Raw genomic sequence first — 24455 nt, 5'->3', positions numbered from 1 at the left:
AGACAATGACTGGTCCTTACAAAATCGCGATCCGCGGCGCCGGAGTCACTGGACTTTGGCAAGCGCTGACGCTTGCGCGACGGGGACACAGCATCATCGTGGTGGAACAGTCCGCCGAACCGTTCACCGATGCCTGCAGTCCGTGGGCCGGCGCGATGCTGGCGCCGCGCTGCGAAGAGGAGAGCGCCGAGCCCGTGATCCGCGAACTGGGCATGCGGGGCCTGCAACTGTGGCAGGCCACCTATCCTGACCTCACATCCGCCGGCAGTCTCGTGCTGGCGCCGGCACGCGACCGCACGCTTCTCGATCGTTTCGAGCGCATGACCGAAGGGGGGAACCGTCTCGACGCTGCACAACTGGAAGAACTGGAGCCGGACCTCGTTCCCCGATTCGACACGGCCTTGTTCTATTCGGACGAGGCCCATCTCAATCCTGGCGCCGCATTGGACTTCCTTCTGGATGAGGTTCGGAGCGCGGGCGCGGTCGTTCAGTTCGACACGAGCGAAACTCCGGAAGGGGCGGACTTTATCGTCGACTGCCGGGGCCTCGGCGCGCAGGACATGCTGCCGACCCTCCGGGGGGTGCGCGGTGAGCGGATCGTGGTGCGTTCTCCCGACATCGCCTTCGAGCGGTCCATCCGCCTGCTTCACCCTCGTTTTCCGCTCTACCTCGTGCCCTGGGGCGAAGACGAGACCGGCGCGAACAGGTTCATGCTCGGCGCGACGTCGATCGAACGCGAAGACGGCGGGCCCGTGACCCTGCGGTCGGCCTTGGAGCTTCTCAGCGCCGCCTATGTGCTCGATCCGGCCTTCGGGGAGGCCGAGATTCTCAGCCTCGGCGCAGGCGTGCGGCCCGCATTTCCGGACAACCGGCCTAGGATTATCACCAGTTCGGGCTATATCTTTGTGAATGGGCTGTACCGGCACGGCTTTTTGCTCGCGCCGGTCATGGCCGAAATGGTGGCGCACTATTTGGAAACCGGCGTCACCCACCCGGAGGTCTTCATTGCAGATTTTGGTCAACGGTGAGCATTTCACGACCGACGCAAACAGCCTCGACGAACTTTGCAAGACGCTCGGTTTCGCCGACGCGAAAATAGCGACCGCGGTCAACGGCAGCTTCGTCGCCGCCACCGCCCGTGCGCGCACCCGGCTCACCGAGGCCGACGAGATCGAGATCGTCGCGCCGAGGCAGGGTGGGTGAGACAGGGCGACCAAGAGAGCTCGCTAAAGGCATAATCGCTGATGCTTGAACTTTACGGCACAGAGTTTTCCTCGCGCATGCTGCTCGGCACGGCGGGCTATGCCTCGCCCGATCTGTTGCGCCAGGCGGTCGAAGCTTCGGGCGCCGAGATCGTCACCGTCTCTCTGCGCCGGGAGTCCGCGCGCGCGAAGACCGGCAAAGGCTTCTGGGGGCTGATCGAAGAACTGGGGCGCCAAGTCCTTCCCAACACGGCCGGCTGCCGCACGGCAAAGGAGGCGATCACCACCGCGCAGATGGCGCGCGAGTTGTTCGGAACGAACTGGATCAAGCTCGAAGTCATCGCCAACGACGACACGCTGCAGCCGGAGGTCTTCGGTCTCGTGGAGGCGGCCGCAGAACTCAACGCCGACGGCTTCGACGTGCTGCCCTACACCACCGAGGACTTAAGCGTTGCCGAACGCCTGGCCGCGGCGGGCTGCGAGGTGCTGATGCCGTGGGGCTCGCCCATCGGGTCGGCCCGCGGGCTCGCCAACAAGACCGCGCTCAAGACACTACGCGCGTATTTTCCCGACACGCCTTTGATCGTCGACGCGGGCCTCGGCGCGCCGTCCCATGCCGCCGAAGTCATGGAAATGGGCTACGACGGCGTTCTCCTGAACACCGCCGTCGCGAAGGCCGGCGACCCGGTGACCATGGCGCGCGGCTTCGCTAGCGCGATCGAAGGCGGACGCCTTGCCTACGAGGCGGGGATCGTGGAGCCGCGCGACATGGCGACGCCGTCGACGCCCATCGCCGGAACGCCTTTTTTCAAGATCGACAACGCGTCCTGATCGCAGCGTGATCCAACTCGACCCTTTCTATCCGATCGTGCCGGACACAGCCTGGCTCAAGCGGCTGCTGCCTGCGGGGCTGAAGCTGGTCCAGCTCCGCATCAAGGACGCGCCGGCCAAAATCGTGCGGGCCGAGATCGGCGAGTCGCTCAGGCTTTGCGCAGACGCGGGCTGCCAGCTCGTCGTGAACGACTATTGGCGCGAGGCCATCGAGGCCGGTGCCGACTTCGTCCATCTCGGCCAGGAAGACCTTGCGGGCGCCGATCTCGGCGCGATCCGGGACGCGGGGCTCAAGCTCGGCATCAGCACCCATAGCGACGAGGAACTCGGAATCGCGCTCGACGCCAATCCGGACTACGTGGCGCTCGGGCCCGTCTACCCAACGCTCCTGAAGAAAATGCCCTGGGCGCCGCAAGGGCTCGAACGCGTGACCGCCTGGAAGGCGCAAGTCCCCTGTCCGCTCGTGGCCATCGGCGGCCTCACCCCCGATCGCGCGGCCGGGGTCTTCGAGGCAGGCGCGGACACTCTGGCGGTGATCACCGATATCGTGACGCACGAGCAGCCCGAGGAGCGGGCGCAGACCTGGGTCGCGATCACGGACCCCTGGAGGCGGCGCCTATCGCCGCACACACGGACAGGTAGGCAATAAGCCTTGACCTTTGGTGAGGTCACCGGAAAAATTGTCACCGAAGTTTCATACGTGCGGGGAATCGATGAGTTACGAGCTTGATCCTGCCTTGCCCATCAGCGAGGCCCTGCGTTCCGTTGCGCTCGGCGAGCTCGACCTTGCTCACACATCGCTCGCGGCGCCGCCGGATCGCCACAAAGGGGTTCATAGCGCCCGGAAGTGCTTCAAACGGCTGCGGTCGCTGCTTGTCCTCGCCCGCCCCGGCCTGCCCGATCCTCTCTTCGCCAGTCTGAATTCACGTGTCGCCCGCATCGGCAAAGGGCTGGCGGCCGCGCGCGACGCGCACGCCCTCTTCGATGCTCTGAATGCGCTGGAGCGCAATACCGAGCCGGGGCTCGGCGATGGTCCGATCGAGGCGATGCGCAGCTGGCTGCGGGAACGCCGCAAGGCGGCGGAGAAAAATTTGGAGCAAAGCTCGGCTTCTCAGTCGCTGGAGATGCTGCTGGAGCTCCGGCCCCGCTTCGCCAGCCTCGTCGTCTACCCCGACGATTTCACGCCCATCTCGAAGGGGCTGCAGCTCAGCTATTACCGCGCCCGGGAGCAGTTCAAGTCGGCTTTCCGATCGAAAGACCCGGAAATCCTCCACGATTGGCGCAAGAGCGTTCAGCGCCACTGGCGTCACATGCAACTGCTCACCCCGTGCTGGCCGTCCGAACTCGGCGCGCGGACCGAGGCCGCTCGCGGCCTGTCGCAGACGCTGGGTGACGACCACGACATCGCCAATCTGATGCATCTGGCGACGACGCCGGCCATGGCGTTCGGAAGTCCCGAGGACATTTCGGGCTTCCTGAAACGGTGCAAAATCCGTCTGAAGGAGCTGCGCAAGGACGCAAAGATCCGGGGCGAACGGCTCTTCGTCGAGAAGCCGGCGCCCTTTGCCGGCCGCATCCATGCCTATTGGACCACAGCCGCAGTCGGGGCCCTGAAGCCGGTTGCGCCAGCCCACCAGGACGATAACGTCATCGCGATCAACGACGCGAGGCCGGACCTGAAGAACCAGACGAAATTCGGCGGACAGAGCTAGCGCCCGGACTTATCGGCGTGTCGCAAGTTCGCGATACACTGCTTCCGTCGAGTTCGCGCAAGGAGACGGATCCATGAGAGTCCTACTGACGGCCGCGCTTGTCATCGTGGCGGAACCCGCCCTCGCCTGCACCTTCGATGCGGAGTGTCCCCTGTCGGAGCGATGCATGAAACAACCGGGCCAGAAGGCAGGGCAGTGCGGGAACTACGACAGCGGTCTCCGCGAGCCGTTGAGCCTCGACGCACCCGAAAAGAACCTCTGTTCCGAAGACAGCGATTGCGGGATCGGCGGGACGTGCCTGGCCGTCGGCGGCCTCTACGGAACATGCGTCGGGATGTGACCCGCCAAGCCGACGCGTTTCGCGCCATACAACCGGCCTAGAGCGAGACTTCCATACCGTCATAGGAGACGGTCCAGCCCGCCGCTTCCACGGCAGCACGCTCGGGCGAATCCTCCCGGAGGACCGGGTTGGAATTGTTCACGTGGATGAAGATCTTGCGGTCGATCCCCAGGGGCTCCATCAACGCCAGCGTTCCGTTCGGACCCGACATATTCATATGTCCGATGCGGTCGCCCGTCTTCTGCATGAGACCTTGGTCGATCATCTCGTTGTTCGTGTAGAGCGTCCCGTCGAAGAACAGCAGTGCCGCGCCCTGAAGCCGCGACCGCAACGTATCGTCGATACCCGAGCAGCCCGGGATAAAAAAGAACGACTTGCCGCTCGCATTCTCGGTCACCTTGAGGCCGAGCGTGTCGCCCTCCTCCGTGCCGAAGCTGCCGCCCGTGCCCTTCTCCTCGTCCTCGAGATAGAGCGGGATCTTTCCCGGTACCGTAAAGGCTTCGACCGTCAGCCCCACGGGGCCGTCCGGCCCTTCGACCGCGAACGATGAGCCCAGTTCCATGGTCTTCCGCGCGACGAGATCAGGATTGAGAACATCGAAGATGCTGTTGCTGGCCAGCACATCGAGTACGCGCGCGCTGCCGTAAACCGTCAGCGGCTGGCTCTCGCGCAGACACAACAGACCCGCGACCGCGTCCACGTCTCCATTCGTCAACACGACAGCCTTGATGGGGCTGTTGCGCGGCGGACCGTTCGGATCGGGCTGAAGTTCGGGCGTCTCGTTGATCTGCTGGCGCAAATCCGGCGCCGCGTTCAACAGGACCCATTGCTTACCGTCCGCACTGACGGCCACGGAGGCCTGCGTGCGGGGTTTGACCGTCGGAAGACCCGACCGCGCATCGGCCGAATTCCGGCCGTTGCAGTTCCATTGCGGCAGGCCGCCGCCTGCACCAGCGCCGATAACTTTGATGAGCATAGCAGCGCATGCATGGCGTCTGCGGGTGTCGCCCGTCAAGTCCATTCTTGATCTTCATCTGTAACGACGAAGAACTTCCGCAGCGCTAATGGAAAACGCGGCGTTCGCCTCGATTAGGACAGCAAAAAGGGGCGCGGCCCGAAGTCCACGCCCCTTTCATGTCCCTGATAACCGCGCCGGGCCTTAGCATTTTTTTGCCCATCCGCGCCACGAGGGGACCAGTGTTAGTCCACCGTGATCGCAAAGACCTTGAAGTCCTTGTCCATGCGGAAGTCGTACTGACCGCCCTTGCACTTCACGTCCTCGGCCTCGAACACACCAGTGGCCTCGGTTTCCTTCTCGTAGGAGCCGCCTTCACAGCCCCAAGCCGCGATGACTTCCTTGATCTTCGCAACTTCTTCGTCGGTCGGATCGTCGTCGGCGAAAGCGGGCGTTGCCACAAAAGCGAGAGCAGCGGCAGCGATCATGAACTTCTTCATATGAGTCAGCCTTTCATACTAGCTTGCGTTTGGTCCGCGACATCTGTCGCGTCGTTTTGCCTGTCTCGGCGTTTCCTGCGTTGGAAGTTACAAGGTCCAACTTGCCAACGTGAGGCAAAACAGACGGGAAGATTTGGCAAAGCCGCCTAGGAAATAGTGCTGCCATCGCCTGCGCGGATGTACGATGACTGGCCTGTCGAGATGTCGCAGGCGCCGACGACCGGCGTCCGAACAAGAGAGCTTATCCGGACGACTAGCGCCGGCCGAACAGGCCGCGCCGCGTCTCGACGGTCCCTTCGAGACGACCGACAGGACCGCGATAACCGGGAACGCCGTATTTGGTATAGTTGCCGGAGCGATCGTAGTGACGTCGGCCACCAAAGCCCCAAAATCCCGGGGTGTAGCCGTAGTTCGGCGGCGGCAACGGCGCATTGTAGTCGTAGGCGCTCTCATATCCTTCACGCTCCTGGAAGAAGCGTAAGGAACTCGCCTGCACATAGCCGGGTCCCACGCGGCACCACCCGCTCTTGCAGGATTTGGCGTCGACGACTTGCGAGATGCCGATCAGGCCGAGCACCTTCGAACTGGTGTTCGGCGCGGCGTAGATGCTTGCGGGCCGCTTCGCGGCAGCGCTCGCCGCAGTTGCCTCGCTCGGCGCATAGATCAACACAGCGAGTGCAAACGCCATCACAGAAGACAGCAGTTTTAGGATCTGAGGCAGAGGCGTCTCGAAAGCCACCATATCGACGTCTTCCAGCGGGTCCGCCCGAAAGCAAGAAAGGGTCGCGGCCGCAGGTTCGAGTTTCGCATGGGCCGGATCGATTATCCAACCGTTCGCCGATGCCCTGCGCCTAATTTCGCGGCCACAAGCGTGTCACCGCTATTTGAGATCGCCGCTGGGACCGTTCAAGAGGTGACGAGACTCCAAAGAAAATGGCGGCCCGCGGAATTTCCGCGAGCCGCCATTCATCGATTGCGCTTATCGCCGTGCGGTTACCACTTCAACCGTGCGCCAGCCATGAGCGTACGGCCGATGCCGGGTTTGACGCCGTCCTCGCGGTCGGTGATGTACAGTTCGTCCGTAAGGTTCTGACCCGACACGAACACCGCCATATTGGTTTTCGGGATCGTGTAGTTCGCACGGGCTGAGAGCAGCCAGACGCTGGGAACTTCGCCGTTCTCACCCTCGGGATCCCCGCCGAACGGCGTGTTGTTCTCATCGGTGTAGAACGAGCCGCGATAGGTCCAGCTGACGCTCGCATTCCAGCCTTTGAGGCTTTCGATACCGACCGTCAGGTACGCGAACTCGCGAGGCACTTCCGGCACGTAATTGCCCGCAACCGACTCGCCGTCCTCGTTGTATCCATCCTGGATCTTGTTGTCGGCGAGCGTGAAGCTGCCTTCCAGATAAGGATTCAACGTCCAGCCGGTGTAAGGCCGCGTGTCGAGCCGTCCATAAGCTTCGAAGCCGTTAACGTGCACCTCGTTGATGAGCGAGTAGACGTTGTTGCCGGCCACGTCGGTCGTGGAACCCTTGATTTGATAATCCTGGATGTTCTGATGGAACCCGGCGACGTCGAAGGTGATGCCCTTCACCGCCGTCGACCGCACACCAAGCTGGAAGTTGTTGCCGATCTCGTCCCCTGGCGGGAACGCGGCTTCGCGCAGCACGCCCATGGTCAGACCGCGATGGTAGCCACCATACAGAGTGTTGGCGAATGTCGGCTTCTCCATCGTGACGGGACCGAGCGACTTCGAACCGAGAGTCATCGGAGCGTCCTGCCGGCCAAACCCGTAGGCGAAGGCGATGCCGGGAAGGACATGGGTCTTGTCGAACGACTCGGTGTACTGGTTGCCGCTGAAGTCCTCGATGACGACGCATTCCTCGCCACCGAACGCGCCACCCGGACACTCGTCGAACTCCTCGTCGTCCTCGCCTGGCAGCGCAAGGGTCTTACGCGTGATGCGATAATGATCGAGCCGTGCACCCGGAACGATGTTCAGATTGTCGTTCACGGAAATATCGGTCTGAACGAAGGCCGACACCGCGTTGGCTTCGTGCTTCCGATGGAAGAACGTCAGGCCGTTCGTATCGAAACCATCCAGAATGCGCCCCTGCTGACCGAGAATGTTCTGGTCGGTGAAGCTATTGTATTCGTACCGGACACCCATCTGCAGGTTTTGCGCCATGCCGAATAGGAACGGCCGGTTTGCGAGTTCGGTACGCAGCTCGGTGCCGAAATTGTCGTACTCGCGCAGACGTCCCTCCATCACCCCTTCGGGAATGAAGACTTCGTCTCCATCGATGAAGGGATTGAAGCTGGTCTCCGCTGCAAGCGGGTTCTCGCCCTCAACGTTGAAATAGCGATACCGCTTGAGGAGCTGCCCGTAGGCGCGTGCCGAAATGGTCGTGTCCTGGTCCAGATAGTAATTGTAGATACCCTGGAACAGCCACAGGTCGGCATTGTACTCGTTGAGCCCGGAGGCTGGATTAAAGCACGTCTTACAGTGCTTGTAGTTATTCAGGAGGAGGCTCTCCACCTGTCCGGGCGGATCCTCGTCCTCTCCTTCCAGGTTCGACTCGTCGTACTGGTCGCGCTGGGCGAAGTAGACGGTCGAGAACGTGAAGTCGGAATTCTCACCCTTCCAGCCGATTGCACCATAGAAGTCGTTGTAGCTCAGCCGCTCGGTGTTCCATGCACCCTGACCGCTGGCACCGGTGTAGGACAGCACGATGCCCCAATCGTCGGTCGAGTGCCGGGTATGCGCATGCCACTTGCTCGCATCGCCATTGTCGACGCCGGGACCTTCCACCGACACCCCGCCGGTTTGGAACGAAACCTGGGACTCGTTCGCGCCGAAGGGCTGAAGGTTGCGGAAGTTCACCACGCCCGAGTTGTTGTTCGGGCCGTAGGTGAGGACCGTGCCGCGCAACACCTCGACGGATTCGAGACGTTCCGTGGGCGGCGTGTAATGCGTCGAAGGATCGAGCCAAAGGCTCTGATTGATCGACCGTCCGTCTTCCATGACCAGCACTTTGCGCGAACGGCGTGCGGGGGTGCCGCGAATGCTGATGCCGCCATGCCGGCCCATGCCGTCATCGTTGATGATCGCCACGCCGGGAACGGTCGACAGGATCTCGTTAGTCGTCAGCGGATCCTGCTCGTTGATCTTCTCGCGGGTCACACGGCTGGCAGCGCTCGAGAAATCCTGCAGATTGCCCGGGATGATGCCTTGCGTCGGCACGATCGGCGATTGCGCGGAGTTCACGGAACGCTCAAAGCTCCCCAGCCCTCCAGGCGGTCCGTAGTATTCCGGTGCGGGTTGCGTAACCAGGTTCGGCAGAACGGCCTCGGGCTCGATGGGCTGGAACGCAGGCTCCGGGGGCGGCTCATACGCCACCGGCTCCGGCGCGGTCACCACCGGCTGCGGCGCCGGACGTGAAACGGGACGGGGCCGTGGCGCCGGCTCGCGTTCGGCCTGCACGGGAGGCTGCTCGGGTTCGGCCTGGGGCTGAATGACCTCGACGGCCGGCACGTCACCCTCGGTCTCTTGGCCCGTTGGGGGCTCCCCACCAGCCGACGGCGTCGTTGCGGACGGCGCGGCCTGTTCCGAAACGGGCTCGTTTTCAGCAGTCTGACCTACTGCCTCGTATGGCAGGAAGGCCGCACTGCCCACTGCAAGTGCACCCCAAAACACGCGTGAAGGCATTCTTTCCCCCAGTCCTCTATCGTGAGTCTCCGCGAGGCGAAGACTGCATTCTCCCTGACGGGGCATTTTGTGTTTGGACTGTGGGAAGCTACGGATGCCACGAAACCTCGACCCCATCGTGGAAACGTGGCGGTCGATCGTCCAGAAGTCCCCGTGCGAATCCCCCATGCCCTGATTTCGCCCCGTCAAAACTGTGTAAGAGGACGCTTAACGGGGCTATCCAAAAACAGGCGGGAAGTTCTTCCCGGGCGCCAGACGGCAGTGCGGGCAATCAACGGGGCCGCCCCGCGCGATATTGGCGCGCTTCTGCAAAATTCAGGGACTTAGCCCCTCAACAGTTGCCAATACGTATTGGATTTCTTCCTGGCCTTCTGGGAAGTAATCCCAAATAGGCCTGGATGTTAGGCATTTGAGCGACTCCCGACTGCGCCTCATATTTGTGCGCTTGTGGCGAAAATCACACATGCGCCGCGCCGTACCTGCAAGAAGAAAGGCGGCGCACTTGGCGCCGCCTTGTTCCTACTGAGGCTTTTGGGTTTGTCGCTCGGGCGACCTACCACTTCAGCCTTGCGCCCGCCATGAGCGAGCGCCCGAGACCGGGTTTGATGCCGTCCTCACGGTCGGTGATGTACAACTCGTTCGTCAGGTTCTCACCGGAGACGAACAGCACCATATCGGCGTTCGGCATCACGTTCTGCGGGACCGTGTAGTTGGCCCGCGCGCTGAGCAGCCAGACACTCGGCACCAAGCCGTCCTCGCCGCTCGGATCGCCGCCATAGGGCGTGTTTTGCTCGTCGGTATAGAACTCGCCCCGATAGATGAAGCTGACGCTTGCGTTCCACCCGGCCGTGCTCTCGATGCCCGTCGTCAGATAGGCGACCTCACGCGGCGCGAAAGGAATGCGGTTGCCGACGATGCTCTCACCGTCCGGCAGAATGCCTTCGGTGATCTCACCGTGCGAATAAGTGAACGTCGCTTCGGCGTACGGATTGAGGTTCCATCCCGTGAAGGGCCGCGAGTCGAGGCGGCCATACATCTCGAAACCGCTGATCTCGACCTGGTCGATATTCGTATAGACGTTGAGTCCGGACGTGGTCGTCGCGGAGCCGCGGACCTGGAAGTTCTCGATGGACTTGAAGAACCCGGCCATGTCGAGCGTCACGCCCTTGACGCCCGTGGAACGGACACCGAGCTGGAAGTTGTCACCGAGCTCGTCCTTCGGCGGGAAGGGTCCCTCGCGCTGAACGGGGATCGTCACGCCGCGGTTGTAACCGCCATACATGGTGGTGTGATAGACGGTCTCCAGTTCCTGAAGAGACTTGTCGGCGGATGCCGGGACGACTTGTTTTCCGAACAGCCCCCAGGAGAAGGAGATGCCGGGCAGCCAGTACGTCTTGTCGTAGCTGAAGTTCTGCGTGTCCCGATTGAGCGCGAAGATCACGCACTCCTCGCCGTCGAAGAACTCGCGGCCCGCGTATTCGCATTCATCGAGCTCGCCTTCGCCCTCGCCTTCCTCTTCACTGGAGGCGGTCTGATGCACTTTCGACGAGATATGCTCGAAGCGAATGCCCGGGACGATGTCGATGGCCGGCGTCGCGTGGATCACCGTCTGGAGGTAGGCCGACACCGCATCGGCCTCGTGCTCGCTATCGAAGACCGTGAGGCCCTTCTTGTCGCCATCGGTGAGGATCTCGCCCTGGTCGCCGAAGAAGTTGCGGTTAGCGAAGGTGTGGTGCTCGAAGCGCGCGCCCATCTGCAGATCTTGGCTGAGCCCGGAAATGAACTCGCGGTTGGCCAGTTCGAAGCGCTGCTCGCCGCCGACATGCTGATATGTCCGCAAGCGGCCAAGCATCACGCCTTCGGGAATGATCGCCTCGTCGCCGAAGAAGAGCGGGCTGAAATCGTCCTCGGCCCGCGAGGGATCGGCGCCCTCGAAGTTCTGATACCGGTCACGCCGATGGTGGTAGTAATAGACTCGCGTGTTTGAGCTCGTATCGTCGTCGAAATAGTAATTCAGCGTGCCCTGAAGCCGGAACGGGTCGGCATTGTAGGTACTGAAGCGCGAGCCGGGGTTGAAGCAGGTCTTGCAGTGCTTGATCTCCCGGAAGAAGGCTTGCTCGACCGTGTCGGACCGGAACACGGTCTCCTCTTCTTCCTCGAGTTCCTCGTCCTCCGCCAGATCGCCTTCTTCCTCGCCGTCCTCTTCTTCTTCAAATTCCAGATTCGCTTCGTCGTACTTATCGCGCTGGCGCATGTAGGAACCGGAGAACACGAAGTCCGCGTTGGTGTCCTTCCAGCCCACGGCGGCATAGAAGTCGTTGTAGCTTAGACGCTCCGTATCCCAGGAGCCTTGAACATCGGCGCCCGTATAGGACACAACCGTTCCCCAGTTCCCCCAGGTCTTTCGGTTGTGTACGTGCCACTTGCCCGCGCCACCATCGCCGCCGGCTCCTTCCAACGCGACCGCGCCGCCTTCACCCGACAGGACGAACTCATCCGGCCCGAAGGGCTGCAAATTGCGGAAGTTGACGGCGCCGAAGTTGTTGTTCGGGGCGTAGATGATCGAGCCTTTGATCACTTCGACGGCCTCGATGCGATCCGGCGGCGGCACGTAGTGCACGGACGGATCGATGTAGAGGCTCATGTTGATGGACTGGCCATCCTCCATGACGAGGACCTTACGTGACCGCCGCGGATTGGACCCGCGGATGCCAATACCGCCTTGGTTACCGATACCGTCATCGTTGACGATCGTAAGACCAGGCACGCGCTGCAGGATGTCGTTGGTGCTGAGCGGATCCTGCTCGTTGATCTGCTGGCGCGTCACACGGCTGCCGGCTTCCGAAAAGTCCTGCAGGTTCCCGGGCGCGATCCCATTGTTCGGATTGATCGGCGACTGAACCCCGTTCCAAGAGCGCTCGAAGCTGGCCTCGCCGCCGACCGGTCCGTAATAGCCCGGCTGCTGCTGCGTGATCAGCGATGGGAAGAACAGTTCCGGCTCGATGGGCTCGAAGGCTTCGGCAGGCGGCGGCTCGTACGCGACCGGCTCTGGCGCGGTCACAACCGGCTGAGGTGCCGGACGAGAAACCGGACGGGGCCGTGGTTCGGGCTCGGCTTCGGCCTGCACCGGTTCCGGCGGCTGCGCGGGTTCCGCCGCTGGTTGAATGATCTCGACGGCCGGGACGTCACCCTCAATCCCATCCGGCGCCGGGGGCTCTCCACCAGCGGCCGGCGTCGTTACCGACGGCGCGGCTTGTTCGGAAACAGCTTCATTTTCAGCGGTTTGACTAATTGCTTCAGCTGGCGCAACTACACAGATTCCAAGCGCCAGTGCGCCCCCGCACACCCTCGTCCTCATATTCAAAGCCCCCCACAGGCGTTCCTAGTTGCCTAGGTTCCATTTTCCATTAAGGAAAATTTAGCATTGAGGGCTAGGCCGATCTACCCGAAAGCCTTTAAGCATGTTGGCATCAAGGTATGGAAAACCTGGCAATGCACTTGCCAAATCCTCCGCAGGTAACACGCTTGAATGCCCTGGGCCGCCACGGTAAATAAATTCTGGTACTCTCGGAGGACCTACTAACTAGTCTTTGGTTTGGATGTCGGTCCAAGTGTCGGAACGCCCCAGAACTTGCTGGCGGCCTCGCGCGTACCCTCAGCCAAAATCGAGGAACATAAAAGGGAGCGGCGAACGCCGTCGGAACGCCTTTAGGCGACCGAAACCTGATCCTTATAGCAGGCTCGGTATGGGAGGTATTTGTGCTTTTTTCGAATCGCGAGAGCCGGCACGGCGCCGGTTTCATCCAAAGAGTCTTCGTGGCGGCCTTGGCTGTCGCCGCCGTCGTGCTCGTACGGCCGCCCGTCGTTGCGGCTGAGGAAGACGCCGTCGCTGCGGCCGAGCAAGGCGACGGAGGCAGCGTCGCCATCGAGCTGAACAAGCTCGAGCCGAAAGGCTCCGATTGCCGCGCCTATTTCGTCATCGACAACAAGGGCGACAAGACCTACGAGGCGCTCAAACTCGATCTCATCCTCTTCCGTCCAGACGGCATCATCGACCAGCGTTTCGCAGTCGAACTCGCCCCGCTCAAGGGGAAGAAGCGGACCGTGAAGCTCTTCGACGTGGCCAATACGTCCTGCGACGACGTTGGAAGTTTCTTGATCAACGATGTGATGGAGTGCAAAGCCGGATCGGAAGATGTGGCCGACTGCCTCGAGGATCTTGCCGTTTCGAGCAGGACCGACAACGCACTTAACAAATAGGACCGGGCACCGTGGAAGTGGAACAGGAAATCGTAACTGCTGCTGCCAGTCACGACTACAGTGTCTGGGGCTGCTCATGCAGGCGGACCCGGTGGTCAAGGGCGTGATCCTGCTTCTCGTCCTCGCTTCCGTGGCGTGCTGGGCAATCATCTTCGAGAAGATCGTACGGGTGAACTGGCTTAAAGGCGGCATCCGCCGCCTTGCCAAGAGCCGGTCGAGCGCCGATCGCGGCGGGTTCTCCCGCAAGGTGCTCGAGGCCGGTGAAGCCGAACTTGCGGCGGATTTCGACGATACGCCGATTGAACGCCGGTTTCGGGTGGAGAACGCCCTTCGGCACGCTCTCAAATCGGAAATTCAGAAGGTGGAAGTCGGCCTGCCGTTCTTGGCGACCGTAGGCTCGGCCGCACCGTTCGTCGGCCTGTTCGGCACCGTTTGGGGCATCGTCAACAGCTTCACCGCCATCGCCACGCAGAAGGACACCAGCCTCGCGGTGGTGGCGCCCGGCATCGCCGAAGCCCTCATCGTGACGGCGATCGGTCTCGCCGCCGCCATTCCCGCGGTCGTCGCCTACAACCAGATCTCCGTCGCACTCGGCCGCGCGTTCGCCAAGGGCAACGACGCGATCATCGAGATTGCCCGCGACTTGACCGAGGATGAAGGCGAAGCTCAGGCGCAACGCGCGCGCGGTGATAACGTTGAACCGCTCCGCGCAGGGAAGCCTTCGTAATGGGTATGTCCGTCGGCAATGGTGGGGGAGCCGAGGAAGGCGGGTACCGCCCGATCTCGGAAATCAACATCACGCCCATGGTCGACGTGATGCTGGTGCTCCTGATCATCTTCATGATCACCGCGCCGCTGCTGGTCGCCGGGGTGCCGGTTGAGCTGCCGAAGACATCCGCCGCGAAGGTCAGCCAGCCGAAGAAGCCGATGATCGTCTCCCTGGATGCGGATGGTCTTGTCTACATCCGCGAGGACCAGGTCACCGTCGACACGCTGGTGCCACGGCTCGAGGCGCTTCGGGCGACCGAGGGCGACACCGTGGTTTACGTGCGCGGTGACAAGAACCGTCCCTATGGCGAGGTGATGGAAATCCTCGGCCGCGTCGGCTCAAGTGGTTATTCGCGCGTCTCGCTGCTGTCCCAGCCGAAGGCCGCCGAAACAGCGGGCCATTAGGGCACCAAGCGGAGCAGTTCATGCCGCTCAATGTCATTGCATGGTTGGTGTCTATCGGCGTTCACGCCGCCTTTCTGCTCGCCATCCTGCTTCCCGAATCCGGGGGCGCCGCCTTCGAAGAAGGCACCGGCGGCGACGTCATGGTCGTCGAGCAGGGCATTGCGATCGAGGGCTTCGCCAAGCTCGGTGAAGATGCGGTTTCGGTTCAGGCCGTCGAGGCGCCGCCCGTGATGAGCGCCGCGGCACAGCCGTTGGAGCAGGTGGAAGCTGTCGAGCAACAGGAAGAACTGCCCGTAGAGGACATTCCGGAAGTTCAGCCCGTTCAGCATGCCTTGCTCGCCTCGCCGACGGGCCCCGAAAGCGAACTGCTCGAGCCGACCGAGGAACTCCTACAGGAAGAGCCCGAGGTAACGGAACGCGAGCCGGTCGAAAAGATTCTGGAGCCGGTGAAGGAGCCCGAGCCGGAAGTCCAGGAACAGCCCCTGCCCCAGCAGGTGGCCACCGTCGTGCAGCAGACCGTCATTGCGATGCGTGAAAGCTCAGGCGAGGAAAAGACCGGCGGTAGCGCCACCGCGCACAGAGTCTATCTCGGCAAACTTCGGGTGCATCTGGAACATGCGAAAATCAACCCGCGTACGACGCGTGTCGGGACGGCCGTCGTACGCCTCACCGTCAAATCCGATGGCGAGCTCGTGACGCATAAGATCGTCAAGAGCTCCGGCTACAAGGAACTCGACAACGCGGCGCTTGAGTCGATCGCAAGCGCAGCGCCGTTCCCGGCAATTCCCTCGGATGTCGGCGAGGAGACAATCTCGGTGTCGGTACCGTTCCGCTTCACCGTCCGCTGACGTCGTCCAGACCCGCGCTCAGTCGAACTCGTATCCGATGAAGACTTTCACGGCGACATCGGATGTTGCGTCGGTAAGCCCGAACTGCGCGCCGAGGCTCACCGTGAACTCCTTGCTTTTGCGGTCGACGTCGTAGAGGTCGTCGTCGCCGACGAAGTCATCCTCCTTGCCGAACGTATAGTAGAAGGCCGGCCCAATGCTGTGCTGCTGCTCATTGAACGGCCCCGCATTCGACATGTCCTCGATCTCCCCGAACATCTCGACCGCAAGCCATAGGCGCTCACCGAACAGCTCCTTGCGCGCTTGCCAGCCATATTCGAACCCGAAACCTTCCTGATCGTTCTTGTCACCGATTAGGCGGAAGAACAGCGGGTTCAGCACAAGCGTATAGTTCGACTTCGAAAGCTCGACGATCGGACCGAAAGCGATCTCCGGATCGTTTTCATCGCGCGCCTCGAACACGGGTTGCTCTGTCCCGCCCTGGATTGACAGACCAAGCCCATCGCCTTCACGCGTAATGAGTTCGAACTGGGTTTCGAACTCGATTGCATTGAGATCAGCGCCATTGTCATCAATCGGCTCATCGAGGACCTGAGTTAGCGCCACCAGCCAATACGTAGTCGGGCTGTATTGAATCTCGAAGTCGTGGCTTTGGCGCAGAGGTGCTTCTTCGGTATCCGGCAAGATGCTGATGTCCTCGACATCACCGGCCGGCGGCAGACCAGTGTGCCACGCACCACGATATTGGAGCTGGGTCTCGCCGGGATCGATGGTGGACTCTTGGATCTCGAACTCTGCCAGCGCAGGCCCGACCGACCCGACAAGGATCGCCGCGATAGCGACGTGGCGCGTGGGGAAGGAGACCATTAGAACTCCACCGCGAGGGTTATGCGCACGGCGGATTTGGCCGATGCTTCAGTGAGGCCGAACAGCATGCCGGCGCCGCGGAGCCACTCCCTTTCCGCGTCGGGCGCGGAAAACACGTAGAGGCTCGGACCAAGCACGTGCGTCTGCGACTCGAACGGGCCTGTGTGAGCGAGCTCCTCGATCTCTCCGAAGCCGAGCACCGCAGCACCCAGACGCTCCGTGAATTGATAGCGAAGCTGCGCTGCGTATTCGAAACCAAGCCCGTCGTGCTCTGCATCTTTACCGACGTCCGTCGTGAGCCGGGGGTTGAGGGTGAGAAGCCAAGGTCCGGGAGCAACCTCCATCACCGGACCGAACTCGAATTCGTCGGGCGTATTGTCTTCGACGAAGAGCGAGTACGGGCCGTAGCCGGCCATCACCGCCAAGCCGAAGAAACCATCGTTGCGCGGCGCCAACACGAACTGTGTCTCGACACCCAGGGACGAGAACTCGGCGGACTTGCCGGGCACGCGCTCGACATTCGGGGTGAGACGCAGCATCCACCAGTCCGTCAGCCCGTATTGGAGTTCGATCTCATGGCTCTGACGGAGCGCTTCGCGGTCGTCGTCATCATCGCTCGGCGGCAAGCCCCAATGTTTGGCACCGCGATACTCGGCCTCGAAGGCCCCCTTCTCGGCATCCACTTCCGGAATTTCGAATTCGGCGAAGGCAACGGCGGCGGGGAGCAAGATGCTCGCCGCGATGCCACCGCAGACGACGGCAAAAGCCGACCCACCCCGGCTGGACGGGTTCACTGCAAATCCCGACGTCGACACGTGCTACCCCCCAACACATCCCTCTGACGGTTTGCCCGCCCTTTTGCTTAATATCCACGAAAGATGTGCCACATGGCAATGCTAGAGGTGCATTTTTGCCAATAGATACGGGAAGGTATGGCAATCGCGCCAAAATCTACCGCAGGGGCGGCATGAACGCGGACGCGTCGCAGACGACGGTCGAACTGCCCGTCAATCATGCGAAAATGCAGTATAGGTAACAGGCTGCCCCGTTCGGCGGAGGGAGTTGACCGCGACCCAGACGAAAAGTGCGCCCGGAAGCGCCTCGACGCGGCTACCAAGGAGCGCTTTGCATCTGATGCGTTATCGCACCAAGCTTCTCATCGCAGCCTGTCTCTTGCTGGCCATGTCGCTATCGGCAGCGGCGTTCTCCTATTGGGGGGTGACGCAGTCGCATCGCTACCTGATCCGGTCGCGCATCGCGCATGAGCAACTGGAAAGGCAGCTCCAGCTTTCGCGTCACAGCCAGCAACTCTTCAAGGCCTGGACCGATACACTCCTCACCGGTCTGTCCGACCGCCCCCTAGGCGAGGCGTATCTCAAAAAGGTCATCGAATCCGACCTGTCGGCCCTCGAAGACCTGTCGCGCCGCGAACTGGCGATCGTGCAAGACGAAGAACACCGGGCCGAGCTTGCCGAAGTCCGCCGGCTGGAGGCGATCCGTAAAGAGTACCGGCGCGTGTTGGACCAGCTTTCCAAGGTCGAGCAACTGAGAAGCCGGGGACGACCCGACATCGCTTGGCAAAATCTGGTCGATCTCCTGCGGGGCGGTATCGATCGCGAACTCAACGAGCTGATCGAGGTCGCTTTGGCCGACGAAACGGCCGAGGTCCTCAGAATCGACGCAGCCGCGACGCAGCTCCTGACCCGGCTGGAACGGATCAGCACGATCCACGCCATCCTTGCCGTTCTCATCACGCTGGCCCTTGCTTTCGTACTGATCCGCGGTCTGCGCGCGCCTCTGGCCGCCCTCCTGGACGGAACGCGAAAACTAGCCGAGGGTGACCTCTCCTACCGCATCGCCGTCCGGGGGAAGGACGAGTTCGCCGAGCTCGGGCGTAGCTTCAACAGCATGGCCGCCGATCTCCAAGACCATCAGAAGGCGCTGCAGGATGCACGCGACAATCTGGAATCGATCGTCGAGGAGCGGACCGAAGAACTGCGCTTTGCGAACGACTCGCTGCGGAAAATCGACGAGACGCGCCGCGCCTTTTTCGCCGACATCAGCCATGAACTGCGCACCCCGCTGACGGTCATTCGCGGTGAGGGCGAGATTGCCTTGCGCGGCCGCAACAAGCGCATTCCGGAATACAAGCATTCCATCGAGCGTATCGTGGAGCAGGCGAAGCATCTGTCCGTCCTGGTGGGCGACCTCCTGTTCATCGCCCGGCAAGGCGCCGGCGCGGCCAAGCTGAAGATCAAACCCGTCGACCTCACGGAGCTTGTCGAAAGCGTTGTGGGAGACGCCAAGATCATCGCCATGAACAAGGACGTGGGGATCGAGTTCGCAAACGATACCCCTCACGAGGTGATCGACGGCGATCCGGCGCGGCTGCGGCAGCTGCTGCTGATCGTCCTCGACAACGCCGTCCGCTACTCCAATGCCAAGGGAAAGGTGGACGTCGGACTGTCGCGTGAGAACGGCACCGTCACTATCAAGGTCGCCGACCAAGGCGTCGGCATTCCACAAGAAGACATGGAGAATATCTTCGAGCGCTTCCGGCGGGCGGGAAACGCCGCCGAGGCCAACGAAGAAGGCTTGGGGCTCGGTCTGCCCGTGGCCCGCGCCATTGTGCAAGCCCATGGCGGAACGATCGAGGTCCAAAGTAAGGTCGGGGAAGGAACGATTATTCTGGTAAGCTTGCCGGAAAAGGTGGGAGGGAGCCAAGCGTGAACGTGCTCTTGGTGGAAGACGAACCGCGCGTCGCCGATTTCATCGACCGGGGCCTGCGCGCGGAGAACCATGGCGTGACCGTCGCAGAGAACGGCGGCGACGGCATCGACCTTGCGAAGACCGGCGACTTCGATGTGATCGTGCTCGATCTCATGCTCCCTGATATGCACGGTTACGACGTGTGCCAGCGACTGCGCCAGGAAGGTCAGCACACACCCATCCTGATGCTGACTGCGATGGACGCCATCGAGGACAAGATCAAAGGCATCAAGCTCGGTGCCGACGACTATCTCACCAAGCCCTTCGACTTCGATGAGCTGCTGGTCCGGATGGAAGCGCTGGTGCGGCGCTCCCACGCCTTTAAACCGAGTTCCAACGTGCTGACGGTTGGCGATTTGGAACTCGACCGCGAATTGCTGGAGGTGAAGCGCGGCGGCGAACCGATCAAGCTCACCGCCAAGGAACTGGCGATCCTCGAACTACTGATGAGTTCACCGGGGCGCGTGTTCTCGCGGACGCGCATCCTCAACCAGGTGTGGGGGTACAGCGAGGACCCCTTGACCAATGTGGTGGACGTGTACATCGCCCGGCTCCGGCGCAAGATCGACACCAAGGGCCGGGACCCCCTGATCGAAACCGTGCGGGGCCACGGCTACCGCTTGAAGCCGCCGGCGGCGGGCTGACGGACCCGGTTCGTGAGGGACCGGGCACCCACCGTCTGATTGGCAACATCTATAAGACTTTTGGCAATTCCCTAGGCATTACTGGCGGCCTGACAATGGAACCTTGCACGGGGCGGCGCATCTTGTAGATTAAGCCGCGCCACTCGCCGACGACGCGCCATAACGATTCCAGGCCTTACCAGCAGGTCTCGGCTCCGCGTACCTGTCCGCGACTGTTGCCCAGGGTGCGCAACGCCTGGCCTCCTCTCAAGAGAACCTGGAACAGACCGACGCTTGGAGGAGACCCACACTTGGAGGAGACCCGTTGCGCCTACGCCTGCTAGCCTTATTGTGCCTCGCCTTCGTGAGCTGCCTCCCAGCTCGAGCGGAGAACGCCGCCCCGATCAAAGTCGGTGTCCTGAAATTCGGCACCGTTAATTGGGTCATGGATACGATCCAAGCCAACGGCTTCGACAAGGCCGAAGGGATCAAGCTCGAAGTCGTCCCGCTCGCCAGCACACAGGCGACCGCCGTCGGCCTTCAGGGCGGCTCGCTCGATGTCGTCGTGACTGATTGGCTCTGGGTTTCCCGGGAGCGCACCAGTGGCGGTGACTTCACCCTGGTCCCGTTCTCGACGGCGCTCGGCGCGATCATGGTCCCGCCGGACTCGCCCATCAAGACGCTGGCCGACCTCAAGGGCAAGACGCTGGGTGTCGCGGGCGGCCCGCTCGACAAGAGCTGGCTCCTGATCGTCGCCTACGCACTGCGGACGGCCAATATCGACCTTCGGACCGAAACCACGCAGGAATTCGGCGCGCCGCCGCTTCTGGCCGCGCGGGCGAAACAGGGTCAGATCGACGCCGTGCTGAACTTCTGGCCCTATGCCGCCCGCCTGGAAGCGGTCGGCTTCACCCAACTCATCGGTCTCGAGGACGTGGTCCGGGAACTCGGCGCCAAAGGCGAGGTAGCCATGCTCGGCTATGTGTTCAACGCCGATTGGGCCGAACAGAACCCGTTGGCGATTGATGGATTCATTCGCGCCGCGGAGAAAGCCAACGAGCTACTCGCGACCTCGGATGCGGAATGGGAGCGTCTGAAGCCGGTCATGAGCGCGAATGACCCCAGTTTCGACGAGGCCACTTTCGAAGCGCTGCGGCGCCGTTTCCGTGAAGGGATCCCCGAGCGGGAACTCACCTCGGAAGAGGCCGACGCGAAGATCCTGTATCAGTTCCTGCGCGAGCTGGGCGGCACTAAATTGGTCGGCAAGGGGACGGAACTGGCTCCCGGAACCTTCTGGCACGGATCCACGCAGTGACCACGGTGGAGCTACAGCCCGGGGTGCGCCAAGCCTCCTGGTATATGCGCGGGCCATGGATGTCGATCCTATCCGTGGCCGCCTTCGTACTGGTGTGGTTCATCGCCGCCCATGTGGCCCAGAGCCGGCTGCTGCCGGGACCGGTCGAGGTCCTGAACTATGTGATCGAGGAGTCGCTGCACGGCGACCTCATCTTCCAGCTCGGCATCACGCTTTGGCGCGTGATCGCGGCCTTCGTCGTGGCCATGGTCATTGGTAGCATCATCGGCCTGCTCATGGGCGAACTGCCCGCCGTAAACCGGGTGCTCGATCCGTGGCTGATCGTGCTTCTCAATTTGCCGGCCCTTGTGATCATCATCTTGGCCTATGTCTGGTTCGGCCTGAACGAAGCGGCCGCCATTGGCGCGGTCGCGCTGAACAAGATCCCGAACGTCATCGTGACGCTGCGCGAAGGCGCGCGGGCCCTTGACCCCGGTCTCGATGAAATGGCCCGGGCCTACCGTCTGACGCCATGGAGCAAGTTCCGGAACGTGACCCTGCCGCAGCTGCAGCCCTATTTCGCCACCGCCTCCCGGACGGGCCTCTCGCTCATTTGGAAGATCGTTCTCGTGGTCGAACTGCTGGGACGCCCCAACGGCGTCGGCTTCGAGCTGCATCTGAACTTTCAGCTTTTCAACGTGACGGCCATCCTCGGCTACACGCTTGCCTTCGTGGCCGTCATGCTCGCGATCGAATATCTACTGGTACAGCCCCTTGAAAGATACACGACACGCTGGCGGAACAAGCCAGTTTAAGATCCGCATCGAGGAAAAGACCCATATCGGGGCTGACGGCACGCGGCTGACGGCGATCAGCGACTTGTCGCTCGATCTGGAGCCCGAGAGCATGACCGTGCTCATGGGCCCCTCGGGCTGCGGCAAGACCACGTTGCTGCGCATTGTGGCCGGGCTCGACGATGCGTTCATAGGCGAAATCGACATGCCACCGCACGCGCGGCTGGGCTTCATGTTTCAGGAGCCGCGCCTGCTGCCGTGGCGAACCGTGCGGCAGAACATCGAGCTCGTCGCCGCGCCCGGTTTCACCACGAAGGATCTCGAGAATCTGGCCGAGGCCGTGGGCGTCGCGGAGATGCTGTCCCGCTATCCGCAGGAACTCTCGCTTGGCCTCGCCCGCCGTGCGGCCCTCGCCCGGGCTTTTTCGACCGAGCCGGACCTGCTCTTGCTGGACGAACCGTTCGTCTCACTCGATGAGCGGACCGCTGACCGGCTCCGCCGCCTGATGCTGGAGGTTTGGTCCGCCCGGCCCACGACGGCCGTGATGGTCACCCACAACCCGCGCGAGGCTTTGCAGCTTGCCGACAAGCTCGTGGTCATGGCGCCGCGGCCCACTCATGTGCTCGCGGTCGAGACAATTGACGTGCCGCGGGACGAGCGCGACCCGGCCATGATCGAGGCTCTGCTCGCCGATCTTTCCAAACGCTTCCCGGCCAATTTCTCCGAAATGTAGATCTCGCCGGGATGGTGATACTTGCGTCGAGCCGGCAGCTAGCCTCCGGCCGGCGCCGTCGCTTTGCGCTGTTGTATCCCGCGCGAGGGGTCGTAGGCCCACACCGACAGCCCCAGGAACACGATCGTGCAGACTGCCACCACCGCCAGGGCCTCCCAGTTCATCTTCTGATAGAACGCGAACCGGATCAGTTCCACGGCCCAGGTGAAGGGGTTGTAGTAGCAGATCTCGTAGAGGATCCAGCTGCCCTCCTGCATCTTCCAGAGCGGATAGAGCGCCGAGGAGGCGAAGAACATCGGGAAGATGACGAAGTTCATGATCCCGGCGAAGTTCTCAAGCTGCTTGATGGTCGAAGACAAGAGCATGCCAAGCGCACCGAACATCATGCCAGTGAGGATCAAGGCCGGGAGTGCCAACAGATACCCTAACGGCGGCAACTCCACGCCGAACAGATAGGCGACAGCCAAGAACGTGTAGACCTGGAACAGGGACACCAGGACGCCGGCGAACAGCCGCGCGATAAGCAGGAACCAGCGCGGCAAGGGCGTGGTCAACAGCACACGCATCGAGCCCATCTCGCGGTCGTACACCATCGACAGGGAACTCTGCATCCCCTGGAAGAGCTGGATCATCGCCAGAAGACCGGGCGTGATGTACACGTCGTACGTGATGTAGGTCTCATAAGGCGGAATGATCGAAATTCCGAGCGCCGCCCGGAAGCCCGCCGCAAAGATGATCAGCCAGATGAGGGGCCGGACGAGCGCTGCGAGAAACCGCTCCCGCTGCTGTAGGAACCGCAGGAGCTCACGCCAAACGATGCCGCCGAAGGCACGGGTGTAGTGCATCAGTGTCATACGGCGACCTCCTCCACCCGATCCCCGGTGAGGCGCCGGAAAGCCTCCGCCAGGCTCGTGGATCCCGTCTCTTTCTCGATGCCATCCACGTCCCCGAGTGCCACCACGCGCCCCTTGTTGATGACGACGAGAGCATCGTCGCTCTCCACCTCGTCGAACAAATGCGTGGCCCACAAAACGCCGATATTGTCCGACACGGCGAGCTTATGGATATGGCGCACGATGGCGTCACGCGTCGGGTCGTCGAGTCCGATCGTAGGCTCGTCGAGCAGAAGCAGTTTCGGACTGTGAAGCAGCGCTCGCGCGATCTCGACGCGGCGCCGGTGGCCACCGTTCAGCGCCCGCACCTTTTCCCCAATGCGTTCAGCCATGTCGAGCGAGGCCAGGGCCCGCTCCATGCGCTCATCGGCTTCCTTGCGGCCCAATCCCCGCAGAGAGGCGAAGTAGCGAAGGTTCTGACGCACGGACAAATCCAGATCAAGGGTCGGTTGCTGGAAGACGACCCCCAGCGGCGCCAAGATCTTGAAGCCCCACTCGGCGGCCGCCCGCCCGTCGATTTCGATTCGGCCGGTTGGCGCGTCGAACAAACGCGTGATGAGCGAGAAGAGCGTGGACTTGCCGGCGCCGTTCGGCCCCAAGAGAGCCGTCACCCGTCCCGGATAGACGTCGAAACTGACGTCATCCAACGCCTGCTTTGCGCCGTACCAGTAGGACACGTTCTGAACCGATAGCACCGGCTCCGGAGTTCCGGCAGCGCCGGAGACTGATTCTGCCATGCTCCTCCATCCCCTCGGAACTCTTGCGGTTCCTGTTCGGGCTTCGCTCCTCGTTCGTTTCCTCATATGAGAAATAGCCTCTGGCCCGGCCTTTCACAAGCATCCCGCCGGATACGAGCGTATGCCTGTGCGTCTCCTACGCACAGACGGCAAAGGCTTCTCGTCGGCGTGATCTCACGGCTGGGGATAACGGGCGGGATCGTGTCGGGCAAA

At 62.2% G+C, this 24455-nt stretch carries 24 protein-coding genes; 15 read left to right on the top strand and 9 right to left on the bottom strand.

Annotated features, from left to right (window positions below; genetic code table 11):
• The first annotated feature begins 5 nt into the window (after positions 1-5).
• From DCY11_RS10615 to DCY11_RS10590, 6 genes are all read left to right on the top strand, one after another.
• Complete coding sequence (locus tag DCY11_RS10615; protein ID WP_108682866.1) at positions 6-1028, top strand: FAD-dependent oxidoreductase; 1023 nt, start codon at positions 6-8, stop codon at positions 1026-1028.
• Complete coding sequence (thiS, locus tag DCY11_RS10610) at positions 1006-1203, top strand: sulfur carrier protein ThiS (RefSeq protein WP_245409342.1); 198 nt, start codon at positions 1006-1008, stop codon at positions 1201-1203. The genes DCY11_RS10615 and thiS overlap by 23 nt, the downstream gene beginning before the upstream one ends.
• A gap of 41 nt (positions 1204-1244) precedes the next feature.
• Positions 1245-2033, top strand: coding sequence for a thiazole synthase (locus DCY11_RS10605; protein WP_108682864.1), 789 nt, complete (start codon positions 1245-1247; stop codon positions 2031-2033).
• A gap of 10 nt (positions 2034-2043) precedes the next feature.
• A complete protein-coding gene (locus tag DCY11_RS10600; RefSeq protein ID WP_108683788.1) occupies positions 2044-2682 on the top strand; it encodes a thiamine phosphate synthase in 639 nt (212 codons plus the stop codon).
• Between the two features lie 64 nt (positions 2683-2746).
• Positions 2747-3745, top strand: a complete 999-nt coding sequence (locus tag DCY11_RS10595) for a CHAD domain-containing protein (RefSeq protein ID WP_108682863.1) — start codon at positions 2747-2749, stop codon at positions 3743-3745.
• A gap of 73 nt (positions 3746-3818) precedes the next feature.
• On the top strand, positions 3819-4085 hold the full coding sequence (locus tag DCY11_RS10590) for a hypothetical protein (protein ID WP_108682862.1): 267 nt from the start codon (positions 3819-3821) through the stop codon (positions 4083-4085).
• Positions 4086-4122: 37 nt separating this feature from the next.
• Here DCY11_RS10590 and pqqB read toward each other — a convergent pair whose 3' ends face one another.
• The 5 genes from pqqB to DCY11_RS10565 all read right to left on the bottom strand — a co-directional run bounded on the left by pqqB (position 4123) and on the right by DCY11_RS10565 (position 12312).
• Complete coding sequence (gene pqqB, locus DCY11_RS10585) at positions 4123-5061, bottom strand: pyrroloquinoline quinone biosynthesis protein PqqB (protein WP_108682861.1); 939 nt, start codon at positions 5059-5061, stop codon at positions 4123-4125.
• Positions 5062-5285: 224 nt separating this feature from the next.
• Positions 5286-5528 carry a hypothetical protein gene (locus tag DCY11_RS10580; RefSeq protein WP_244505468.1) on the bottom strand — a complete coding sequence of 81 codons (243 nt, stop codon included), beginning with the start codon at positions 5526-5528 and terminating at the stop codon, positions 5286-5288.
• Between the two features lie 265 nt (positions 5529-5793).
• A complete protein-coding gene (locus DCY11_RS10575; protein ID WP_108682860.1) occupies positions 5794-6282 on the bottom strand; it encodes a hypothetical protein in 489 nt (162 codons plus the stop codon).
• A 251-nt stretch (positions 6283-6533) separates the two neighbouring features.
• On the bottom strand, positions 6534-9251 hold the full coding sequence (locus DCY11_RS10570) for a TonB-dependent receptor domain-containing protein (protein ID WP_159079950.1): 2718 nt from the start codon (positions 9249-9251) through the stop codon (positions 6534-6536).
• A 553-nt stretch (positions 9252-9804) separates the two neighbouring features.
• On the bottom strand, positions 9805-12312 hold the full coding sequence (locus DCY11_RS10565) for a TonB-dependent receptor plug domain-containing protein (RefSeq protein WP_159079949.1): 2508 nt from the start codon (positions 12310-12312) through the stop codon (positions 9805-9807).
• A 698-nt stretch (positions 12313-13010) separates the two neighbouring features.
• On the opposite strand from DCY11_RS10565, the gene DCY11_RS10560 reads away from it, so the two are divergent.
• The 4 genes from DCY11_RS10560 to DCY11_RS10545 all read left to right on the top strand — a co-directional run bounded on the left by DCY11_RS10560 (position 13011) and on the right by DCY11_RS10545 (position 15532).
• Positions 13011-13511, top strand: coding sequence for a hypothetical protein (locus DCY11_RS10560; protein WP_245409341.1), 501 nt, complete (start codon positions 13011-13013; stop codon positions 13509-13511).
• Positions 13512-13587: 76 nt separating this feature from the next.
• A complete protein-coding gene (locus DCY11_RS10555) occupies positions 13588-14238 on the top strand; it encodes a MotA/TolQ/ExbB proton channel family protein (RefSeq protein ID WP_108682857.1) in 651 nt (216 codons plus the stop codon).
• The gene (locus DCY11_RS10550; RefSeq protein ID WP_108682856.1) at positions 14238-14684 is read left to right on the top strand and encodes a biopolymer transporter ExbD; all 447 of its coding nucleotides are present in this window, start codon (positions 14238-14240) and stop codon (positions 14682-14684) included. The genes DCY11_RS10555 and DCY11_RS10550 overlap by 1 nt, the downstream gene beginning before the upstream one ends.
• 20 nt (positions 14685-14704) lie before the next feature.
• Entirely contained in the window at positions 14705-15532 is an 828-nt protein-coding gene (locus DCY11_RS10545; RefSeq protein WP_108682855.1) for an energy transducer TonB, read from the top strand.
• 18 nt (positions 15533-15550) lie between these two features.
• Here the strand turns inward: DCY11_RS10545 and DCY11_RS10540 are convergent, their stop codons facing one another.
• Both DCY11_RS10540 and DCY11_RS10535 read right to left on the bottom strand, forming a co-directional pair.
• Positions 15551-16399 carry a hypothetical protein gene (locus DCY11_RS10540; RefSeq protein ID WP_108682854.1) on the bottom strand — a complete coding sequence of 283 codons (849 nt, stop codon included), beginning with the start codon at positions 16397-16399 and terminating at the stop codon, positions 15551-15553.
• On the bottom strand, positions 16399-17214 hold the full coding sequence (locus DCY11_RS10535; RefSeq protein WP_159079948.1) for a hypothetical protein: 816 nt from the start codon (positions 17212-17214) through the stop codon (positions 16399-16401). The genes DCY11_RS10540 and DCY11_RS10535 overlap by 1 nt, the downstream gene beginning before the upstream one ends.
• A gap of 319 nt (positions 17215-17533) precedes the next feature.
• On the opposite strand from DCY11_RS10535, the gene DCY11_RS10530 reads away from it, so the two are divergent.
• From DCY11_RS10530 to DCY11_RS10510, 5 genes are all read left to right on the top strand, one after another.
• The gene (locus DCY11_RS10530) at positions 17534-19129 is read left to right on the top strand and encodes a cell wall metabolism sensor histidine kinase WalK (RefSeq protein WP_108682852.1); all 1596 of its coding nucleotides are present in this window, start codon (positions 17534-17536) and stop codon (positions 19127-19129) included.
• The gene (locus DCY11_RS10525; RefSeq protein WP_108682851.1) at positions 19126-19812 is read left to right on the top strand and encodes a response regulator transcription factor; all 687 of its coding nucleotides are present in this window, start codon (positions 19126-19128) and stop codon (positions 19810-19812) included. The genes DCY11_RS10530 and DCY11_RS10525 overlap by 4 nt, the downstream gene beginning before the upstream one ends.
• A 424-nt stretch (positions 19813-20236) precedes the next feature.
• A complete protein-coding gene (locus tag DCY11_RS10520) occupies positions 20237-21106 on the top strand; it encodes an ABC transporter substrate-binding protein (protein ID WP_108682850.1) in 870 nt (289 codons plus the stop codon).
• 59 nt (positions 21107-21165) lie between these two features.
• The gene (locus tag DCY11_RS10515) at positions 21166-21900 is read left to right on the top strand and encodes an ABC transporter permease (RefSeq protein WP_108682849.1); all 735 of its coding nucleotides are present in this window, start codon (positions 21166-21168) and stop codon (positions 21898-21900) included.
• Entirely contained in the window at positions 21860-22612 is a 753-nt protein-coding gene (locus DCY11_RS10510; RefSeq protein WP_108682848.1) for an ABC transporter ATP-binding protein, read from the top strand. The genes DCY11_RS10515 and DCY11_RS10510 overlap by 41 nt, the downstream gene beginning before the upstream one ends.
• A 38-nt stretch (positions 22613-22650) precedes the next feature.
• Here the strand turns inward: DCY11_RS10510 and DCY11_RS10505 are convergent, their stop codons facing one another.
• Positions 22651-23466 carry an ABC transporter permease gene (locus DCY11_RS10505; RefSeq protein WP_108682847.1) on the bottom strand — a complete coding sequence of 272 codons (816 nt, stop codon included), beginning with the start codon at positions 23464-23466 and terminating at the stop codon, positions 22651-22653.
• Complete coding sequence (locus DCY11_RS10500; RefSeq protein ID WP_108682846.1) at positions 23463-24242, bottom strand: ABC transporter ATP-binding protein; 780 nt, start codon at positions 24240-24242, stop codon at positions 23463-23465. The genes DCY11_RS10505 and DCY11_RS10500 overlap by 4 nt, the downstream gene beginning before the upstream one ends.
• Positions 24243-24455 lie beyond the last annotated feature (213 nt).

Origin of the sequence: Methyloceanibacter sp. wino2 (assembly GCF_003071365.1) — a bacterium.
Taxonomy (GTDB): Bacteria; Pseudomonadota; Alphaproteobacteria; order Rhizobiales; family Methyloligellaceae; genus Methyloceanibacter.
The sequence above is the reverse complement of the archived record's forward strand: the minus strand, read 5'-3'. Positions and strand labels throughout refer to the sequence as shown.